General features: G+C 71.2%; 22 protein-coding genes and 1 tRNA gene. 14 read left to right on the forward strand and 9 right to left on the reverse strand.

Translation table 11 applies throughout. The features are described from left to right. The first annotated feature begins 14 nt into the window (after positions 1-14). Together AB0J74_RS05440 and AB0J74_RS05445 are read left to right on the forward strand one after the other, a co-directional pair. The gene (locus AB0J74_RS05440) at positions 15-824 is read left to right on the forward strand and encodes a hypothetical protein (RefSeq protein WP_363444957.1); all 810 of its coding nucleotides are present in this window, start codon (positions 15-17) and stop codon (positions 822-824) included. A gap of 94 nt (positions 825-918) precedes the next feature. Further along, positions 919-995, forward strand: a tRNA-Ala gene (locus AB0J74_RS05445). Between the two features lie 141 nt (positions 996-1,136). On the opposite strand, the gene AB0J74_RS05450 is transcribed toward AB0J74_RS05445, so the two are convergent. The 3 genes from AB0J74_RS05450 to trxA form a co-directional block, all read right to left on the reverse strand. Next, positions 1,137-1,874: a hypothetical protein gene (locus tag AB0J74_RS05450; RefSeq protein ID WP_363444959.1), complete on the reverse strand. Its 738-nt coding sequence runs from the start codon at positions 1,872-1,874 to the stop codon at positions 1,137-1,139. Positions 1,875-1,933: 59 nt separating this feature from the next. Then, positions 1,934-3,886, reverse strand: coding sequence for an intein-containing Rv2578c family radical SAM protein (locus tag AB0J74_RS05455; RefSeq protein WP_363444961.1), 1,953 nt, complete (start codon positions 3,884-3,886; stop codon positions 1,934-1,936). Positions 3,887-3,989: 103 nt separating this feature from the next. Further along, positions 3,990-4,367, reverse strand: a complete 378-nt coding sequence (gene trxA / locus AB0J74_RS05460) for a thioredoxin (RefSeq protein WP_363444963.1) — start codon at positions 4,365-4,367, stop codon at positions 3,990-3,992. Between the two features lie 418 nt (positions 4,368-4,785). Here trxA and AB0J74_RS05465 point away from each other — a divergent pair, with 418 nt between their 5' ends. From AB0J74_RS05465 to AB0J74_RS05515, 11 genes are all read left to right on the forward strand, one after another. Further along, on the forward strand, positions 4,786-5,301 hold the full coding sequence (locus AB0J74_RS05465) for a MaoC family dehydratase (RefSeq protein WP_363444965.1): 516 nt from the start codon (positions 4,786-4,788) through the stop codon (positions 5,299-5,301). A 67-nt stretch (positions 5,302-5,368) separates the two neighbouring features. After that, the gene (locus AB0J74_RS05470; RefSeq protein ID WP_363444967.1) at positions 5,369-5,869 is read left to right on the forward strand and encodes a hypothetical protein; all 501 of its coding nucleotides are present in this window, start codon (positions 5,369-5,371) and stop codon (positions 5,867-5,869) included. Positions 5,870-5,919: 50 nt separating this feature from the next. Then, positions 5,920-6,546, forward strand: coding sequence for an RNA methyltransferase (locus tag AB0J74_RS05475; protein WP_363445460.1), 627 nt, complete (start codon positions 5,920-5,922; stop codon positions 6,544-6,546). A gap of 60 nt (positions 6,547-6,606) precedes the next feature. Beyond that, the gene (locus AB0J74_RS05480) at positions 6,607-7,299 is read left to right on the forward strand and encodes a DUF6758 family protein (protein ID WP_363444969.1); all 693 of its coding nucleotides are present in this window, start codon (positions 6,607-6,609) and stop codon (positions 7,297-7,299) included. Positions 7,300-7,418: 119 nt separating this feature from the next. Beyond that, positions 7,419-7,577, forward strand: a complete 159-nt coding sequence (locus AB0J74_RS05485) for a hypothetical protein (protein WP_170215836.1) — start codon at positions 7,419-7,421, stop codon at positions 7,575-7,577. A 15-nt stretch (positions 7,578-7,592) separates the two neighbouring features. Then, positions 7,593-8,441 (forward strand): PH domain-containing protein, encoded by an 849-nt coding sequence (locus tag AB0J74_RS05490; protein ID WP_363444972.1) that lies wholly within the window; start codon positions 7,593-7,595, stop codon positions 8,439-8,441. Positions 8,442-8,543: 102 nt separating this feature from the next. Further along, entirely contained in the window at positions 8,544-9,185 is a 642-nt protein-coding gene (locus AB0J74_RS05495; RefSeq protein ID WP_363444974.1) for a SigE family RNA polymerase sigma factor, read from the forward strand. After that, positions 9,185-10,357: a hypothetical protein gene (locus AB0J74_RS05500; RefSeq protein WP_363444976.1), complete on the forward strand. Its 1,173-nt coding sequence runs from the start codon at positions 9,185-9,187 to the stop codon at positions 10,355-10,357. The genes AB0J74_RS05495 and AB0J74_RS05500 overlap by 1 nt, the downstream gene beginning before the upstream one ends. Positions 10,358-10,377: 20 nt before the next feature. Next, positions 10,378-11,232 (forward strand): PHP domain-containing protein, encoded by an 855-nt coding sequence (locus AB0J74_RS05505; RefSeq protein WP_363444978.1) that lies wholly within the window; start codon positions 10,378-10,380, stop codon positions 11,230-11,232. Between the two features lie 29 nt (positions 11,233-11,261). Continuing rightward, positions 11,262-11,873, forward strand: coding sequence for a MarC family protein (locus AB0J74_RS05510; RefSeq protein ID WP_363444980.1), 612 nt, complete (start codon positions 11,262-11,264; stop codon positions 11,871-11,873). A 108-nt stretch (positions 11,874-11,981) separates the two neighbouring features. Continuing rightward, positions 11,982-12,797 (forward strand): PD-(D/E)XK nuclease family protein, encoded by an 816-nt coding sequence (locus tag AB0J74_RS05515; RefSeq protein WP_363445461.1) that lies wholly within the window; start codon positions 11,982-11,984, stop codon positions 12,795-12,797. Here the strand turns inward: AB0J74_RS05515 and AB0J74_RS05520 are convergent. Both AB0J74_RS05520 and AB0J74_RS05525 read right to left on the reverse strand, forming a co-directional pair. Continuing rightward, positions 12,794-13,417 (reverse strand): hypothetical protein, encoded by a 624-nt coding sequence (locus AB0J74_RS05520; RefSeq protein WP_363444982.1) that lies wholly within the window; start codon positions 13,415-13,417, stop codon positions 12,794-12,796. The two genes, AB0J74_RS05515 and AB0J74_RS05520, sit on opposite strands and share 4 nt — an antisense overlap. A 116-nt stretch (positions 13,418-13,533) precedes the next feature. Beyond that, positions 13,534-14,877: a glutamate-cysteine ligase family protein gene (locus AB0J74_RS05525; RefSeq protein ID WP_363444984.1), complete on the reverse strand. Its 1,344-nt coding sequence runs from the start codon at positions 14,875-14,877 to the stop codon at positions 13,534-13,536. A gap of 220 nt (positions 14,878-15,097) precedes the next feature. Between AB0J74_RS05525 and AB0J74_RS05530 the strand changes: the two genes are divergently transcribed. Beyond that, entirely contained in the window at positions 15,098-15,307 is a 210-nt protein-coding gene (locus AB0J74_RS05530) for a hypothetical protein (protein WP_363444986.1), read from the forward strand. Between the two features lie 84 nt (positions 15,308-15,391). Here AB0J74_RS05530 and AB0J74_RS05535 read toward each other — a convergent pair whose 3' ends face one another. Genes AB0J74_RS05535 through AB0J74_RS05550 form a run of 4 tightly spaced genes read right to left on the reverse strand, consistent with a single transcriptional unit; the run spans position 15,392 to position 18,381 of the window. After that, the gene (locus tag AB0J74_RS05535; protein ID WP_363444988.1) at positions 15,392-15,958 is read right to left on the reverse strand and encodes a nucleotidyltransferase family protein; all 567 of its coding nucleotides are present in this window, start codon (positions 15,956-15,958) and stop codon (positions 15,392-15,394) included. Then, positions 15,951-16,805, reverse strand: a complete 855-nt coding sequence (locus tag AB0J74_RS05540) for an alpha/beta hydrolase (protein WP_363444991.1) — start codon at positions 16,803-16,805, stop codon at positions 15,951-15,953. The genes AB0J74_RS05535 and AB0J74_RS05540 overlap by 8 nt, the downstream gene beginning before the upstream one ends. Positions 16,806-16,865: 60 nt before the next feature. Beyond that, positions 16,866-17,450, reverse strand: coding sequence for a hypothetical protein (locus tag AB0J74_RS05545; protein ID WP_363444993.1), 585 nt, complete (start codon positions 17,448-17,450; stop codon positions 16,866-16,868). 13 nt (positions 17,451-17,463) lie between these two features. Continuing rightward, positions 17,464-18,381, reverse strand: coding sequence for an ornithine cyclodeaminase family protein (locus AB0J74_RS05550; RefSeq protein WP_363444995.1), 918 nt, complete (start codon positions 18,379-18,381; stop codon positions 17,464-17,466). Positions 18,382-18,439 lie beyond the last annotated feature (58 nt).

The following is an 18,439-nucleotide window of genomic DNA, read 5'->3' on the forward strand; positions in this document are numbered from 1 at the left end:
TTGTCACTCCGTAAATGACGGGAGGGGTGAGGGTGCCGACCTCGGTGCTCCTCGCTGTCCTCGCCGCAGCCGGGCTACTCGCTCTGGCGCCGGCCCTGGTCCGGCGCTACGACGCGACCGAGCGCCTCGTGGCGGAGAGGGCACTGTCGACGGCGCGCGTGCTTTCACGCCGCCGCCGTGCCCGCACCGTGCCCGGCCGCCGCCCGATCCGCGGCAGCCGCGCGGTGCTCCCGCCACTGCGCCCCGAGGTTCCCGTCTCCGCTCCTCCTGTCTCGGCGCCGCCGGTCTCCGCGCCGCCCGCGCCGCGTCGCTCTCCCCGGCTCCGGGCCGTGCCGCCCGGCGTCCTGGCCCGACCGGCCGCGCGCCGCCGCCCCCCGCGGCGCCACCCGACCGCGGTCTACCGCCGGCGGCGGGTGCTGGCCGCGCTGGTCTTGCTCAACCTCGTCGAACTCGTCGGGGTGTTGCTGGTCGGTCCGGGGTTCTGGGTCGGTGTCGCGGTGACCGGGAGCCTGCTGGTCGTCTACCTCGCGCACCTGCGCAGCCGGGCGCTGGCCGACCGGGCCCGGCGCCGCCGGATGGCCCGCCGGGCAGCCTGGCTGGCCGCCCGCCAGGCGGAGGTCCGGGCCGAGCAGGCACGACGGGCCGAGGCGCGGCGCGAGCAGCAGCGACGGTTGGCCGCCCAGCGGGAGGCCGTCCGCCGGGCCGCGATGGGCCTGGACCGCCCGGCCGACCTACCGCCGGCCGCGACCGGCTCGGTCTCCTACCGCCGCGCCGGCGGCCTGCGCGGCCGCCCCTACGAGGCCCGCCGCAGCAACACGGCGTAGGGCCTGATGCAGGAGACACTCCCTGGGGCGGTTCGCGGTCTGGAGGGCCTACCTGTTAGCCTTATCGCCGGTTCGCTGGACGTTGTTCAGCGGCGGGGCTGTGGCGCAGACCGGTAGCGCACCTCGTTCGCATCGAGGGGGTCAGGGGTTCAAATCCCCTCAGCTCCACCACTTTGAGGCCCAGACGCTCAGCGCGTCTGGGCCTGAAATTTTCGGGGTTTCGCAAGACAATAAAAGACCCGGCCCCACGAGGGGAACCGGGTGGTATATGCGGGAAAGGCTAGTCGCACAGAGCCAGACCCGCAACCCGGCTTACCAACCCATTGGCCTGGCCACCGAACCAACCGGATCGGACAGCTGACAGGCTCGAAGATCAGCGCTTGTAAGCTGCCGCCACCAATGGCCTCCGACGCCTTCGTCGGATCGTCCTCGAAGGGCGCCGGCCAGGTGTTTATTCGACGGGTTCACCAGGCCGACGGGAACAATCGACCGGGCGTGCGAGATCGGGAACTTCAGGTCGCTGTCGTTCGAGATGACCATTGCCGCGTCGACGCGTGCGGTGAGCACATCGACAAGCAGGTGCGAGGCGACGTTGACATCGGAGCCCTTTTCCTCGCGATGTGCGAAGGACACCATGAACTGGGCGTCAGGAACCGGGTTCCCCTGGCCGTCACGGATCATCACGGGCCAGCCAGGGTTGACGATCTGTGGCCCACCCTGCCGGCTCGCAGCCATGACCGCCAAGGGTGCGGTCTTGACCCGCGACACGTAGGTGCCGTATTCGATGTGGTCGACGCTTCCCGCACCGGTGATCGCCCTGAGGTATAAGTCCTGGTCGGTCGCGCCGGACTGGTTGCTGGCAGCACTGATCCGGGCTGTGCAGTAGACGATCCGGTCGATCGAAGCCTGCGGCCAATGCACGGCCCGGCCCACGAGCCGCTCGGCGAGCGCCCGGATATCGAGCCACCGCCAACCCGGCGTGCCACGACCGCAAAGCCCCCTGGCACCGTAATAAAGGTTGTATCCGTCGACATAGACACCGATCCGCACCGGAGCACGCTAGCAACATCGCGATTGCCGCAGGGTCCCCGCGGAGCAATCCCGCGGGCTCAAAGAAGCGTCAGTTGTTCTGGCTCTTGCGGTGGCTCGGGGAGTTGGCGTTCGAAGTTGTCTTTGCGATCAAGGCCATGCCGGCGGGCCGCCTGCCGGACCCGGGCGGTGATCTCCCGTTGGTATTCCTTCGGCAGATAGGACCCTCCCCGATAGAGCGCCCGATAACGCGGCACCAACGCGGGAAACTCGCGGGCCAGCCACTTGGCATACCAGTCGCGCGTGCCCGGACGGAGGTGCAGCGAGATTCCGGCGATGCCGGAAGCCCCGGCTGCCGCGGCCGCCGCCACTGTGCGGTCGATCGACTCCTCGTTGTCGGTCAGGCCCGGCAGGATCGGGGCGACCAGGACGCCCACCGCGAAGCCCGCGTCGGTCAAGGTGCGGACCGCGTCGAGGCGGCGGCGGGGGCTCGGTGTGCCGGGCTCGACCCGGCGCCACAGCTCTTCGTCGACGAAGCCGATCGAGAAGGACAGGCCGACCGAGGTCACCGACGCGGCCTGGCGCAGCAGTGCGAGGTCACGCAGGATCAGAGTGCCCTTGGTGAGGATGGAGAACGGGTTGGCGAAGTCGCGCAGCGCCGACAGGATCTGGGGCATCAGGCGGTAGCGGCCCTCGGCGCGTTGGTAGACGTCGACGTTGGTGCCCATCGCGATGTGTTCGCCGCGCCAGCGGCGGGCAGCCAGCTCCTTGCGGACCAGGTCGCCGGCGTTGACCTTGACGATGATCTTGCTGTCGAAGTCGTGGCCCGGGTCCAGGTCGAGGTAGGTGTGCGTGTTCCGGGCGAAGCAGTTATGGCTGACCACGCCGTTGGCGATGAAGTCGCCGGTGCCGGTGGTGATGTCGTAGAGGGTCGTCTCGACGCCGAGCGGCTCGACCTTGACCACGTCGAGCGGCACGTTGGACTTGAGGGCCAGGCCCTCGATCGAGCGCTTGCGGGTGGTCGCCGGGTCGGTGGTGTGCAGGAAACGCAGGCGGGCGGCCAGGCCACCGACGACCCGGACATACCAGCCGCGCTCGCCGCCGCCGGTGCGGCGGACCACGAAGTCGAAGCCGAGTTCGCGCAGCGCGGCCGCGGCCTCGTCGATCGTCTCCCGGTCGATGCTGCCGATCCGCAGGGCGCTGCCGTTGTGCGCGCCCTGCGCGTCGAACACACCGGCCAGGAAGCCCTTTCGCCAATCGACGGACGGGGCGGACGGCGCGACGATCCGGCCGGCGGCGGCCGACCGGGCCACCTCGGGCGACGCCTCGCGCAGGAACCGGCGGGTGCGGTCGAGCGGCTCGCGCTCGGTCACGTTGAGGTCGCCGCGGCTCATGCCGCAGAGGTAGCCCGCGCGGTAGTCGTCGGTGTCGGCCGGGCCGGCGGCGAACTGGCCCACCCCCATCAGCTTGTTGCCGCTGGTCAGGTGGGGACGCTGGTCAGCGCCGCCCATCGTGCCGGTGACGTGTTTCCAGCCGCGCTCGGTGAGGAAGCGATGGTCGCCGCTGGCGACGAGCTCGGTGCCGTCGGCGAGGGTGACCCGGTAGGCCGGCTTGGTCGTCGTCCAGTGCGCGAGCACCTCGGTCGTGACGTAGCGCCGGTAGGTGCCGTTGCGCTCCGTGCCGTAGATGCGGTCGCCGACGACCAGGTCGCGCAGCGCCCGGGTGCGCCCGTCGGCCATCAGGATCCGGGTGTCGCCGGCCAGGCAGTAGGTGCAGGCGTGACTGCAGCCCCGGTAGGGGTTGATCGTCCAGTCGAAGCCCATCCGCGAGTTGGCGGGCACCCGATTGATGATCGACTTCGCGCGGACCTCGTAGAAGGTCATGCCGGCGAAGCCCGGCGTGTCGAAGGTGCGCGCTACTGCGCCGGGCAGCGCCAGCGGCAGGGGTGGTGTCGCCGACGCCGCCCGGGCGGGACCGTCGGCCCCGTCAGGGACGCCTGGATCGGGGAGAGCCGACAGGTTGTCCCAACGCATTACCCGATTCGAACACGTGTACGAGCAAGATTGCAAGCGCGCAGGTCACCAGCGCGAACAGGGCGCCCCGTGGCAACGGGACGCCCTGTTCGAAATGGGGAGGTCAGTGGTTGTGGCCGGTGTGCTCGTGCTCGGCGAGCTGCTTGCGCACGTCGTCCATGTCGAGCGCCTCGACCTGCGAGATCAGCGACTCGACCGCAGACTCGGGCAGCGCGCCCGGCTGCGCGAAGACGATCACGCCGTCGCGGAGCGCCATCAGGGTCGGGATCGACCGGATGTCGTAGCGCGCGGCCAGCTCGACCTGTGCCTCGGTGTCGACCTTGCCGAACACCACGTTCTCGTGCTTCTCGGACACCCGGTCGTAGACCGGCGCGAAGCGCAGACACGGCCCGCACCAGCTTGCCCAGAAGTCCACCAGAACGATGCCGTCACCGCCGGTGACCTTGTCAAAGTTCTCGGTCGTCAGCTCAACGGTCGCCATGGATCACTCCGATCGGTCTCGTTCGCGCCCCATACGGGGCATCCGACGGTGTTAACGACCCGGAGGCACGCCACATTCCCCGCGACGCGCCGCCGGGGCGGCGCCAGACTTCAAGATCCGCATCGCGTACGGTGATGGGAGCGATTCCATACCGTCTGGCCCATACTGCCGCCGTTATTCACCTACCCCGCCCGGTCAAGGGAAAACGGCACGGGTGACGAACCGTCCGGAAGTCGATCACTCTCACGATAAGTAAGGTTGCGAAACAGTAACGGGTGACCCCCGTCACTTCCTGAAGGGTTTTCCGGTACCGGTTGGTCCGGCAAAATCAGACGGACAAGCGTGGACGGCGGGTGCCGGGGAGGGCCCCGCCGTTCATTGCGTCTCCCCCCGGTTCTCGAGCCGTTATGGTGCGGGAATGCGGTTCGGGCGCTACTACGAAGAGTTCGAGGTCGGCGACGTCTACCGGCACTGGCCGGGCAAGACCGTGACCGAGGCCGACGACCACCTCTTCTGCCTCCTGACGATGAACCACCATCCGTTGCACCTCGACGCGCACTACGCCCAGACCGCGACCGAGTTCGGGCGCAACGTGGTGGTCGGCAACTACGTCTACTCCCTGCTGCTGGGCATGTCGGTGGCCGACGTCAGCGGCAAGGCGATCGCCAACCTCGAGGTCGAGTCGCTGCGGCACGTGGCGCCGACCTTCCACGGCGACACCGTCTACGGCGAGACAACGGTGCTCGACAAGCGCGAGTCCGCCTCGAAGCCCGACCGCGGCGTCGTCTCCGTCGAGACCCGCGGCCTCAACCAGGACGGCACGCTGGTCTGCGTCTTCCGGCGCAAGGTGATGGTGCCCAAGCGGGAGCACGCGGCCCGGGTCGACGGGCGGGACCCGGAACGCCCAAGCTTCCCCGAGCCGCTCGCCCACTAGCGCGCCCCACCAAACTGGCTGGTCGCAACGGGCCAAATCCGGCATATGCTGACCTTGGGAGGTCGTTATGCCAAGCCAGTCCGCGCCCGGCGATCCGCTTTCGTACCCGACCCACGGATTTCCGAACGTCGCCATCGACGTGTTCACCGCAGCCGAGTGGGAGCTGCTCGTGCGGCTACCCGGCCGGGTGATCGTGGCGGCGACGCACACCGGCACACCCGGGCGCACCGTGCAGGAAGGGTTGGCCGGCCTCGAAGCGATGGCCGCCGGCCGGTCGTTCGACAGCGACCTGGTGCGCGCGGTGGTCGCCGCCGTCTACGCGGAACGGCTGCCCAACGGGCCGACCCGCCCCGCCGGCGACCTGCTCGACGAGTGCCGCGCGGCGGTCCGGGTCCTCGGCAACCGGGCCGACCCGGCCGACTCGGCGGCCTACCGGCAATGGGTGCAGTCGATCGCCGCCCGGGTCTGCGCCGGCGGCCGCGGCGCGCGGGGCCCGGCGGCCGAGCAGCTCGGCCCCGTCGACCGGCGGTTCCTGGCCGATCTCGGACATGCCCTGGGCATGGTCTGATCATCGGGCCGGTGCGCGCGCGGTCGCGCGTACCCCATAATCTGCCGGACGTGGAACCGGAGGGTGAGGTCGGCGTCGGACCGTGGCCCGGTCCGTGGCCGTCCGACCCGAAATACGACCCGCAGCTTCTCGCGGAGGGTGACCGCCGAAACGTCGTCGACCGTTATCGCTACTGGCGGCACGAAGCGGTGGTGGCCGACCTCGACCTCCGCCGGCATGACTTTCATGTGGCCATCGAGAACTGGCAGCACGATTTCAACATCGGCACTGTGGTGCGAAATGCAAATGCGTTTCTGGCGGCCGAGGTGCACGTCGTCGGTAACCGTCGGTGGAACCGCCGGGGCGCCATGGTGACCGATCGGTATCAGCACGTCCGGCACCATCCCACCATCGAGGATTTCGTCGGCTGGGCACACGGCGCCGACCTGCCGGTGATCGGCATCGACAACCTGCCGGGGTCGCGTCCGTTGGAGACGGTGACCCTCCCCCGCCGCTGCGTGCTGCTCTTCGGCCAAGAGGGGCCGGGCCTCTCCGAGACCGCCCGCGGCGCCTGTGACCAGTTGTTCTCGATCGCGCAGTACGGCTCGACCCGGTCCATCAACGCGGGCGTGGCCAGCGGCATCGCGATGCATGCCTGGATCCGGACCTATGGAGAGCCCCCGCCCGAAGGGGTTTGACCGAAAGAGCCGGAATGCTTGACTCCCGGTGGGCAGCGCGAGGAGCGTAGCGGTGTGGGCATGTCGGTGAGTTGCCCGAGATGCGGCGGCGCTGTTCGGCCACCGGACCTGATGCGTGTCGATTGGCGCTGCGACGGGTGCGGCGACGTTCCGCCGCTGCACATCGCCGAGCACAACAATGCCGAGATCGCCAAGTCGGTGATCAACACGATCGCCGCGGGTACGCCCGCCCACCGCCCGGCGGTGCCGCTCTGGTGCACCTGGCCGCTGCTGCTGGACTGGACGGTGACCGGTGTCGCGTGGGCCGGTGACGATCACTCCGGCGTCCGCGCGACCGCCCTGGCCTGCAGCGGACCGGCGCCGCTCGGTGGCGGGCCGGCCGACCTCGTGATCGTCGCCGAGGAGCCGGGCGTGGGCCTGGGCAACCGCTTCGCCGGCCTGCCGGGCACCGATCCCGGCGCCTATCTGGTGCGCGACCTGACCCAGATCGACCCGGGCCCGGGCGAGGCGCTCGGTGCGCATGCCAAGATCAAAGTAGATGGACACCCGACTCCACTGTGGTCCGTTTCGTCCGCTGAGGACCGCAGCGCGTACGTCGGGGAGGCGCGTGGAATGTGGCTTTATGCCATAGCTTGGCCGGCACACGCCGGCTACGTCCTCGCAGAAGACGTTATGTTGCACGATCTCTGCGAGTGGCTCCCCCCGGAACTCGTGTATGGTGCTCCTTCTCCGTACCTGCATGGCCTAGCCTGAGGCGGGCGTTCCCGCTTGTGCGGATTCTGCGCAGTTGATTCAACATGAGCGCGACGACTGATACGCTGAGTCCTGCCGCGGCAAGTTGCCGGCGCCGCGACAGAGGGGGATGGGCCGCAATGCTCAAGAAGATCCTCACTTGGGGCGGAATCGCGTTCCTCATATTCTTCATTGCCTTCCGCCCTAACGAGTCTGCCGATGTCTTCAAGAACATCGGCGGCGGCATCATGGATGTCGCCGAGGGCTTTGGCGACTTCTTCACGAGCCTCGTCGCCTAGGCGCCTCCGTCACCTATGGACCGACCGTCCACCCCGCCACCAGACCCTGACGAGTCCGATCGCGACCGCTGGGCGCGCGAAGGCGCGCCCATCGACGACGGACCCGGCTACAGCGACGGCCCGGCCTACTCACCCAGCGCCGGCTATTCGGAGAGTGCCGGCTTCGGCGACTCGGCCGACTACGCCAGCGGCGAGAGTGCCCGGCCGCGTGGCGGCTACACCGCGACCGACATCTCCGAAGAGGAACTCGCAGGTCTCCAGGTCGACGCGTCCGGGCTCCCCCTCGGTCCGCGCCGGGTGCTGCCCCTCGAAGACGAGCCGACGCCGCTGGTCTCCCGCTATCTTTTCCCGACCGAGCGCTACCGGGGCGAGTGGAAGCGGCACTGGATCCACCTGAGCACGCCGCTGCTCGTGATCATCCTGGCCACGTTCATCCTCGGCTATCTGTCGGGCTTCCTCTTCCGGCAAGACGCCACCGGCCTGACCACGGCCGCGATCCTGGTCTGGGTGGCGATCTTCGGATGGGTCGCCTGGAAGGTCGGCGACTGGTACTTCGACCGCTTCATCCTGACCAACAAGCGGGTCATGGTGGTCAGCGGCATCATCACCCGCCGGGTCGCGATGATGCCGTTGCTGCGGGTCACCGACATGAAATACGAGCAGTCCCCGCTCGGCCGCGCGCTCAACTACGGCACGTTCGTGCTCGAGTCCGCCGGCCAGGAGCAGGCGTTGCGCGAGATCAAGCACCTGCCCAACCCCAACGAGCTCTATCTCCGGGTGGTCGAGGAGATGTACGAGCCGCAGGCCGTCGAGGCCCGGCTCGGCAAGGACGCCGACGAGGCCCGCGCCGACGACGGGGCATAACGACACCCGCCGATCGATTCCGCATGGCAACCGTTCGCCCCGTTTACCCATTCGCCGCCGTGTGTAAGTCTGCTCCCACGCGCAACGCAGGGAGGGCGTCCGGTGACGGACAGGCACTCGGTCGAAGACGACTTTCGCGAGTTCGTCGCCGCCCGTTCGCCTGCGCTGCTGCGCACCGCCTACCTGCTGACCGGTGACTGGGCGACGGCCGAAGACCTGTTGCAGACCGCCCTCACCAAGATCTACCTGGCCTGGCGCCGCCTCGGCGAGATCGAAGCGGTCGAGCCCTACGCCCGGCGGGTGCTGGTCAACACCTCGATCAGCTGGTGGCGCCGGCGCTGGCACGGCGAGCGCCCGACCGAGGTGCTGCCCGAGCGGGCCGTCGCCGACCGGGTCGACGAGCAACTCGAACGCGACGCACTGTGGCGACACGTGCAGTCGCTGCCGGCCCGCCAGCGCGCGGTGCTGGTGCTGCGCTTCTACGAAGACCTCTCCGAGGCACAGACCGCCGCGATCCTCGACATCTCGACCGGCACCGTGAAGAGCCAGACCTCGCGCGCCCTCACCACGCTGCGCGCCCGGCTCGGTGCCGAGCGAGCCGCCGACCAGGCCCGCGTCGACGAGTTGGCCGCGCAGGCCGAACCCCCGCGCATCCCGCGCCAGGCGCCGCCACCACCGGTGCGCCCGGTGCGCGCCCCCGCCCCCCGCATTCCCGCGCCGGCGGGAGGACTGGAGGGGCGGTGATGCTCGAAGAGACACTGCGCCGCGCGCTTCGCGACCGGGTCGAGCTGACCCCGGCCGGCACCGACCGCGCGGAAGCGATCATCCGCCGCACCCGCCGGGGCCGCCGCTTGCGCAAGGTGGCCACCACGCTCGGCGCGGTGCTGGCGTTCGTGCTGCTGATCGGCGGCGTGACCGGCTGGCAACTGCTCCGCACGCCGCGCACCGGCTACGACACCTCGGTCTTCGCGGCTGACCCGACGGCCCTTCCCCAGCCGGCGATCACCGGCGCGATCAACGCGCACGACGTCGCCTCGCTCGGCCTCGACCTGCGGATCGGTGATCTGCTGTGGACCACCGACGGCCGCCGCCTCGACCTGGGCGGCTTCGGCGCCGTCGACCGGGCCTACCGGGTTCCGGCCGGCTGGCTGTTCGGCAGCACCGGCGGCGTCTACCTGCAGCCGGTCGACGGCCGGGCGGTGCAGATCGCCCCCGAGGGCAGCCGTTGGTCGGTGAGCGAAGACGGCCTGCGGATCGCCGTGGTGACCGGCGGCAAGCTGTCGGTCGCCGAGCTGAGCCGCGAGGGCGCGAAGGCGGGCGAGACCGTCGCGGTGCCGCCTGACGCGGCGCCGACCGCGATGCTGGGCAGCCGGGTGCTGCTCGCGGGGAACACGGCCAGCGAGCGCGGCTACGAGTTCGTGACCGTCGACAAGAACGAGGGCACGACGACTCCCATCTGGAACCCGACGGTCTCCGGCGTGTTCGGCGTCCGCAGCGACGCCGCGGTCGGGCTGGCCTGGACGGCCGACGAGGAGCAACTCTGCCTGGCCGCGCTGAGCCCCGGCGGCCTGGGCCTGTCGATCAAAATGACCAGCGTCTGCGGTTTCGAGCCGCCGGCGGAGGGCCTGACACACAGCCTCTCCCCCGACGGCGGCTGGCTGGCCGAGCCGTCCGGTGACCAACTCGACCTGGTCAGCGTCGACACCGCGCTGGTGCTGGAACCGAGCACGGCCAAGAAGTGCGCGGCGGCCGGCGTACGCTCGCCGATCTGGATCGACAGCCACACGGTGGTCGCGGCCTACGACGACGGCGTGGTCCGCTGCCAGACCGACGGCTCGCGCAAGGTGCTGTCGGTGCCGAAGGCGGCCGGCAGCGGGTGGGACCTGGTCCCCCGGCTGGGTTCCACCGGAGGTTGAGGCCGGTAGCCTCGGCCTCGATGATCCGCATCGACCTGCACGCGCACTCGACCGCGAGCGACGGCACCCTGAGCCCGGCCGAGCTGATGGCCGCGGCGGCCACGGCAGGGCTCGACGTGGTCGCGATCACCGACCACGACACGACAGCCGGTTGGGCCGCGGCGTCGGCCGCGCGCCCGCCGGGCCTCTCGCTGGTGCGCGGTGCCGAGCTGTCCTGCCGGTGGCACGGTGCCGAGCCGCCGATCTCGCTGCACCTGCTGGCCTACCTGTTCGACCCGGCGTACCCGTCGCTGGTCTCGGAACTGGCCCGAGTGCGGGCCGCGCGCGAGGTGCGGGCCGAACGGATCGTCTCGTTGCTGCGCGCCGACGGGGTCGACCTGACCTGGGACGAGGTGCTCGGCTACGCCGCGGGCGGCACCGTCGGCCGGCCGCACATCGCGCAGGCGCTGACCCGGGCCGGCCTGGTCGGCTCGACCAGCGAGGCGTTCGCGCCCGAGTGGCTGGGCCGGCGCTACCGGGTGCCGAAGGCCGAACTCGACGTCTTCGACGCGCTGCGGCTGGTGCGCGACGCCGGCGGGGTGGCGGTGTTCGCGCACCCACGGGCCACCCGGCGGGGCCGGATCGTCGCCGACGACCTGATCGTCTCGCTGGCCCGGGAGGGACTCTTCGGGCTGGAGGGCGACCACACCGACCACTCGCCGGCGGAGCGGGCCCACGTGCGCGCTCTCGCGGAGAGCCTCGGGCTGGCGGTGACCGGATCGTCGGACTTCCACGGCACGCACAAGTCGGTGACGCTGGGTGCCGAGACCACCACACCCGGCGTGTACGAGCGCCTGGTCGCCGCCGCATCTGGGGTGACACCCGTGCTGCGCTGACGCGAAAGATCGTCACGTACCGTCATCGCGTGGATTTGAAGGTATTCGGCGAGGTCATCGTCACTCTGCTGGTGATCATGGACCCGCCTGGCATGGTGCCGATCTTCGTCGCGATGACCGGCAACATGGCCGCGCGCGACCGACACAAGGCCGCGTGGCAGGCGGTGTGTCTCGCGCTCGGCGTGATCGTGCTGTTCGCGGTGGCCGGCCAGAACCTGCTCGAGTACCTGCATGTCTCACTGCCCGCCCTGCAGGGCGCCGGCGGTCTGCTGCTGATCATGATCGCGCTGGAACTGCTGACCGGGAAGACCGACGACCCGTCGCCGCACTCGACGTCGAACATCGCGCTGGTGCCGCTCGGCACGCCGCTGCTGGCCGGCCCGGGCGCGATCGTGGCGACGATGCTGTTCGTGCAGCGTTCCGACGGCGCCGCCGACTACGTGTCGGTCGGCTTCGGCATCCTGGTCGCGATGCTGGTGGTCTGGCTGGTGCTGCGCTACTGCGGCATCGTCGTCAAGATCCTTCGCCCGGGCGGCATCGAGGTGCTGACCCGCATCGCCGGCCTGCTGCTCGCGGCGATCGCGGTGCAACTGATCGCCGACGCCATCTTCGCCTTCGTCCACACCTACCAGACAGGGTGACCATCCGGGGTTGTCGTACCCGGATGGGAGGATTCTCCCGTGCGCAGGCCAACCTCCCCAGCCGGCCGGGCTCCGGCGCCCCGGTCCGAGCAGCTCGGCTTCGCCGGCATGCCCGAGCGGCTGTTCGTGTGCACGCCGAGCAAGCTCGGCGCCTACACCGACTGCCCCCGCCGCTACCGCTATTCCTACGTCGACCGTCCGACGCCGCCCAAAGGTCCGCCGTGGGCACACAACTCGCTCGGCGCCAGCGTGCACACCGCACTGCGTGGCTGGTTCGCGCTGCCACCCGAGCGGCGCACCCGCGAGGCCCTGCCGGCCCTGCTCAAGGGCACCTGGGTCCGCGAGGGCTATCGCGACGACGAGCAGGAGCGGGCGATCTACCGGCGCGCCCTGGAGTGGCTCGAGGCCTACGTCGACGGCCTCGACCCCGACGCCGAGCCGGTCGGCGTCGAGCGGGTGGTCGCGGTCAAGACAGCGGTGCTGGCATTCAACGGCCGGGCCGACCGCATCGACGCCCGCGGCAAGGAGCTGGCCATCGTCGACTACAAGACCGGCCGCACCGGCCTCGACACCGACGACGCCCGCGGCTCCCAGGCGCTGGCGCTCTACGCGTTCGCGGCCGAGCGGGTGTTCCGCCGCCCGTGCCGCCGGGTCGAGCTGCACCACCTCCCGACCGGCACGGTCGCCGCACACGACCACACCGAGGCCTCGATCGCCCGCCAGGTCTCCCGGGCCGAAGACACGGCCCGCGACATCCTCGACGCCGAAAAGGCGGTCGCGGCCGGCGCCGACCCCGACGAGGCCTTCCCGACGACCCCGGGCCCGATGTGCGGCTGGTGCGACTTCAAACGCTCCTGCCCGGCCGGGGCAGACCTCCCGGCCAAAGACCAGTGGGCGGCGGTCGATCGCGCCCTGACCGGCTAGCTGCACCGCTCAGGGAGCACGAGCCGGCAGGCCGGCGACAGCGGACCGCCGCCGTCGGCCTCGTCCCAGACCCGCTCCACCGCACGCGACAGCACCTCGACCTGCTTGGCGGCGCGAGCACCTCGAGACGTGCTGCTCGTCCTGACCACCTCGCGCCATCCCCCGTCCGGCGTGCGCCGTTCCGAGTTGGCGAGTGGATGCGGGCGCTCCTGCAGCCGGTGCTCCAGCGCGAGGCCGACGAGCTTGGGCCCGAGCGCCTCGGTCAACGGCGCCGCTTCGGGCAGCCGGGGCCACGCCACGACCAGCACCTTGTGCCAGATCTCGGGCGGGAAGGTGTTGGCCAGATGGTGGCTCTCACCGACCGGCAGGTCGCGTAGCCGGCGCTGCGCTTCGGTGGTCTGGCCGACATAGAGCAGGCCCATCCGGAGCCAGATGCCGTAGACGACCGGGCCGTCGATCGCGGGGCTGTCCGGGGTCGGTCCGGCCAGCGCCTCACCCAGCCGGTGCGCGAAGGCATAGCGCCGCTTACGCCAGGAGCGCGCGGCGTCACGGCTGTCGGTGAGCCGGTGCAGCGACGCGCGCCACGCCAGGAACTCGTCGTCACTCGGGTCGGTGGGCATTGGTGTGATCGTCGCCCGAGGCGGCCGCCGGATCAACTGCGGATGGTCGGCTGTCCATGGGAGGCACCACCTCGCCCCGCCCTCCCGGAGATCGGCCCGCGGCGCGGTCTAACCGGTCAGCACACTCGGAACTCGGCGACGTACGCCGCCGGTGACGAGGCGAGGCCCGCCTGCCAGCGCGACAGGGTCTGCTCCGCCATCGTCTGGTAGCTGTCGCAGATCCGCTCCAGCGGGTCGAGGTAGGACAGCACCCCGGGCGGCTCCACACCGGCGGCCACCCGGGCCGCCAGCCCGCCGCGGGCCAACCGCAGGAGTTCGCGGGCCAGGTCGCAGGCGCTGAACGGGCCGATCGCCGCGGCCAGGCCCTTGGTCGCGACCTCGTCCGTCGCGCGCTCGAGTTGGTCGACGGTCAGGCTCTCCAGCAGTGCGATGGCGGCGCGGCGGGCCTGCGCGTCATAGGTCAGCCCAACCCACATGGCCGGTGCGGCCGCGAAGAACGGCCAGGGCAGGCCGTCGCAGGCGCGGGCCTCGATCGTGCGCCGGACGCGGACGTGCGGCCAGGTCTGCGACAGGTGCAGCGCCCAGTCGTCGAGGGTGGGCCAGGTGCCGTCGCCGAAGCCCTGCTCCAGCACAATCGCGAACGGGACCGCGGGCGCGGGCACGTGGGCGCCGCCGACCAGGCGGTAGATCATCGGGAGTCGGGCGGCCCAGTCGACCAGGTCAGACACGGTGCAGTCGGCCCGCGAACCGGCGCCGAGCACGCCACAGCGGGCCGGCTCGAAACGCCGCCAATACTGCATCCGGCGGGACAGCACCCCCGTCTCGACGCCCTCGGCGATCGGCGAGTTGACGAACAGCGCGCTCACCGCCGGCGCCGCCAGCACGTGCAGGCGGACCTTTTCCAGCAGGTCCGACTCGGAGACGTAGTCGAGCGAGGTCTGTGTCGACAGGGTCAGGCCCATCACTTCGTCCGCGTACGCCCCGTCAGCGCCGAGACTGCGGAAGTAACGTCGCATGATGTCGACGCGCGGCTTCGGGATCCACGGGATGCCGGCGCGCGCGGCGAACGGGATGTTGCCGCCGGACAGCAGCGCCACACCGTGCCCGGCCGCCACCCCCGCGGCCCGCTGAAGGTCGCCGCGGGTCTGCTCCACAGTGGCCGAAAGGGTGGCGTGCGGCGCCGAAGCGTATTCGAGTGCGCCCCCGGTCTCCAGGCTCAGGCTCGCACCATTGGGCAGATCGACTCCCACCGGAAATTCGCCATCGAAGAAATGCGCGCCGTCGAACTCGTCAACGAACGCTTTCAGCAGTCGACGGGCGGCCGGATAAGAAATGCACAGACCGGTGGCCTGGTCGACCAGACCGTGCTCGACCTCGACACCGACCAGTTCGGCCCGGTGCGGACCGACCGCGAACAGGTCGGCCAACCCGGCCCGGGACAACCGTTTCCTGTCGTTCACCGGCGGCCTCCTGCTCGCTTCCCGCATTGCGATCCTGCCCCATCCCGGCGACCGTCGAGCGCTGTTTCCGACAAGACGACCGGCCCCTCGAACAGCTTCTCCAATGACGATTTCCGTTCCGTCGCCGATGTCACCAACCCGACCGAGATCGCAACCGATAGGTGGTAGGTGGGTGGTCACCACGGATGACGGTGCCTCGGCCGCGCGTCGGGATGCCGCCATGACGACGAAGGATGCGGCGCTGGACGGCCCGATGGCGGTCGAGGTCATGATCAGACGGGGGTACGCCGAACGTCGTCGACCGCTACGGGCGCCGGCTGGACCCGCTGCCCTCGCCCAGCGACCGGATCACCGACGCGCGCGCAACGAGCAGTCGCTGGCCGAGCCGGCGCACGAGCTGGCCTTCCGGGCGGCGCGTTACCAGCCGTAGCCCGATCAACAAATTCACCGGCACGGCGGTCGAGCACCGGTCACCTCGACGCCCTGGCCGCCGCCGGTCGCAGCGCCGCGCTGATCACCCCGTAGCCGGCTCCACCCGGACGCCGGGCCAGCGCTGGGTCGGTTGTTGCCGGGCCAGCCGCCGGCGGGACTGCTCCATCGTGGTCCGGCGCGGGTTGTGCCGCCAGACGCCGCCGAGCAGGTCGGTCAGGCCGTAGGGGGCGCACACCTCCAGCCCGCCGGCGGCGTCGAGGCGGACCGCCACGGCGGTTGCCGTCTCCGGCCAGGTCGCGACCGCCTCGGCGAGGCTGACCAGCGGCGGCACCGGCGCGCCGCCGAAATGCGTGTGGAACCAGGTGTGTACGGCGGCCTGGTTCGTCGCCTCCCACGGCACCGCCGGCAGCAGGGTCGCCAGCAACTCGGTCGCCTTACCGTCGCGGGCCAGATCGGTCGGGTCGAAGAACGCGACGTCGACGTCCTTGACCCGGGCCGGGTCGAAGCCGGACCCGAAACGCTCGTCCCAGACCAGGTCACGCAGCACGCCCGCGCCGATCCAGGCGTCCGGCAGGCCCGAGTCGCGCACGGCGGTGAGTGCGGCCATCAGCCAGGGGCACGCTGTCACCAGCGCGCGCAGCTCATCCAATGAGTTCTTCCGCCCGGACGAACTCGGCCACGGCGGCGGCGAAGACATCGGGCTGGTCCAGCGGAATGAGCGTCGCGGTGTCGTCGACCTCGACCAAGCGGGCGTGCGGCAGCAACGAAGCCAGGCGGCGGCCGTGTGCGGGCGGCATGACGCGGTCGCCGCGGGCCCAGAGGATCAGGGCCGGGCCGTCGAAAGCGGACAGTCGCGGCACGGCTTCGCGGTTCAGCACCTCGCGATCGGCTCGGATCGCCCGGAGCATCCGGGTGGCGTCGCGGCGGATGGCCTGGTCACGCAGCACCGGGCGGATCCAGCGGGCGGTGTGCGCGTCGCCGCGTCTGGTCAGCCAGCCGAAGGCGATCGGGAGGCGGCGCAGGGCGCGCAGCCGCATCTGCTCCATGAACAGGCCGAACAGGCGCGGCGGAAGCAGGCCGGTCAGCGCCAGGGTGCGGCCCGTCAGGCCGGGTGGGACGTTGTCGAAGGCCTCGCACGACGCCAGCACCAACCGGGACACCCGCGGAGCGCCGGCGGCCACGACTAGTTGGGCCAGGGCGCCGCCCGTGTCGTTGCCGACCAGGGTGACGTCGTGCAGGTCCAGCGCCGCCAGCAGGTCGGTCACCACGCGGGCCAGGCCGGGCAGTGAGAGGTCGGCGGCCGGCCGCGCGGGCACCTGGTGAGCGCCCATCGGCAGGGTCGGGACGATGCAACGGTGGCCGCGGGCCAGAGCGCCGACGGTGTCGTCCCACAGTGAGCCGTCCATCAGCATGCCGTGCAGCAACACAATGGTCGGTCCGGTGCCCCCGGTGTCGGTGTAGGCGATCGGGCCCGCCGAGGTCTGGATGGTTTCCATGTCGGGGTCCCCCTTCCAGGTCGTCTACCTCGAAGTGAACCACGCGGTTCGCAAAAGCGTCTACCCCGCTGCTTCCTCGCGGTCGAGGGCCCGGCTGAGCGCGAGGAAGCCCGCCTCCACGCTCACCGGGTCGCCGCCGCTGGTGCGCAGGTCGATCAGGAAACCGCGAAGGGTGGCCAGGATCATCGCGGCCACCTCGGCCTTGCGCTGGGCCGACCACCCGGGCGGGCAGAGGGACACGAGTGCCGGCAGGTACTGCTGTGTCCCACCCCGGGCCAGACCGCCGTGCCGATCGGCGTCGTAGATCGCCAGGCCGATCGCCTGGTCCAGCACCCACGACTCGCCGCTGGTCAACACCGGCCACAGGGCCCGCACCCGCCCCGCGAGCGTGGGCTCGTCGGCCGCGGCGCCCAGGCTGCGCGAGATCCGCCGCTCGCGCAACTGCTCCACCGCCCGCCCGAGCAGATCCTCGGCGCTCTCGAAGTGGTAGAGCAGCACCTTGTGGGTCGTGCCGGCCGCCCGGGCCGCCCGGCGCAGGGAGAAGTCGACCAGACCGTTGACGGCCAGGTCCTCGGTGACGAGGTCGAGCAGTTCCCGCCGCCGCGCCTCGCCCCGCGGCGAACCGGCCGAACGCCGATAGGTCATGGTTTTCAGTCTCCTAACCCAGCAGGTCGACGCGGGTGCCGGCGCCGGTGCGCACCGCGTGTCGGTAGACCGCCCAGGACAGGGCGAGGTCCTGCCACGGTAGGCCGACCGGGCTGTAGACGCTCGGCCGCTCCGGCGGTGCGGCTGCCGGCAGCGTGCCGCGCAGGATCTCGCCGAGCGTGCCGTCGCACGCCGCCGCGTCGAGGCCGGCGCTGCCGAGCGCGCCACCCGCGAGCGCGAGGTCGACGTCGTCGACGATCAAGCGGCTGGCCCGCAGCAGGTCGGTGGCCAACTCGCGCTTGCCGGGCTCGTCGGCGCCCAGCGAGGTCAGGTGCTGGCCCGGGCGGACGTCGGCGAGGCCGACCAACGGCTCCCGCGACCAGGTGGCCAGCACGACCACGTCGGCCGCGGCGGCGACCGCGGTGGGCACGACCGCTGCCGGCAGAGCCGCCGCGCGGGCCGGGTCGAGGTCGGCCGCCACGATCCGCGACCAGGAACGCAGGTGGCGCAGGCCGGCCAGGGTGGTCGTGGCCTGCGCGCCGGCACCGACGAAGCCGAGCGTCGTGGCGGTCGGCGGCGCGAGCGTATGGGTAGCCAGCGCGGCCGCGAGGCCCGTCCGCCACGCGGTCACGCTCGCCGAGTCGAGCAGCGCGAGCAACTCACCGTCGGCCAGGGCGTGCAGGCAGACGACACCGCGCAGCGCGGGCGCCGTGGCGGGAAACTTCGCATTGACTTTCACCGTGTACGCCGGCACGTCCGCCAGCAGGCCCGGCAGCAGGCAGGTCGCGGTGCCCGGGCCGGGCAGGCCGGTGCGGATCCGCAGCGGCGCCGGATCGGCGGCGGCGGCCCGGTAGCCCGACGCCAGCAGGTCCAACACCGCGTCGAGGTCGACGGCCGCGGCGATGTCGCTGCGGCCAAGGATCAACGTCATGTCGCCAGTCTGGATCACGACGGAGCCACCCCCGCCCTGGTGCGGGCGGGGGTGGCCA

The sequence above is a fragment of the Asanoa sp. NPDC049573 genome, from assembly GCF_040676615.1.
In the GTDB taxonomy this organism is placed as follows: domain Bacteria; phylum Actinomycetota; class Actinomycetes; order Mycobacteriales; family Micromonosporaceae; genus Asanoa.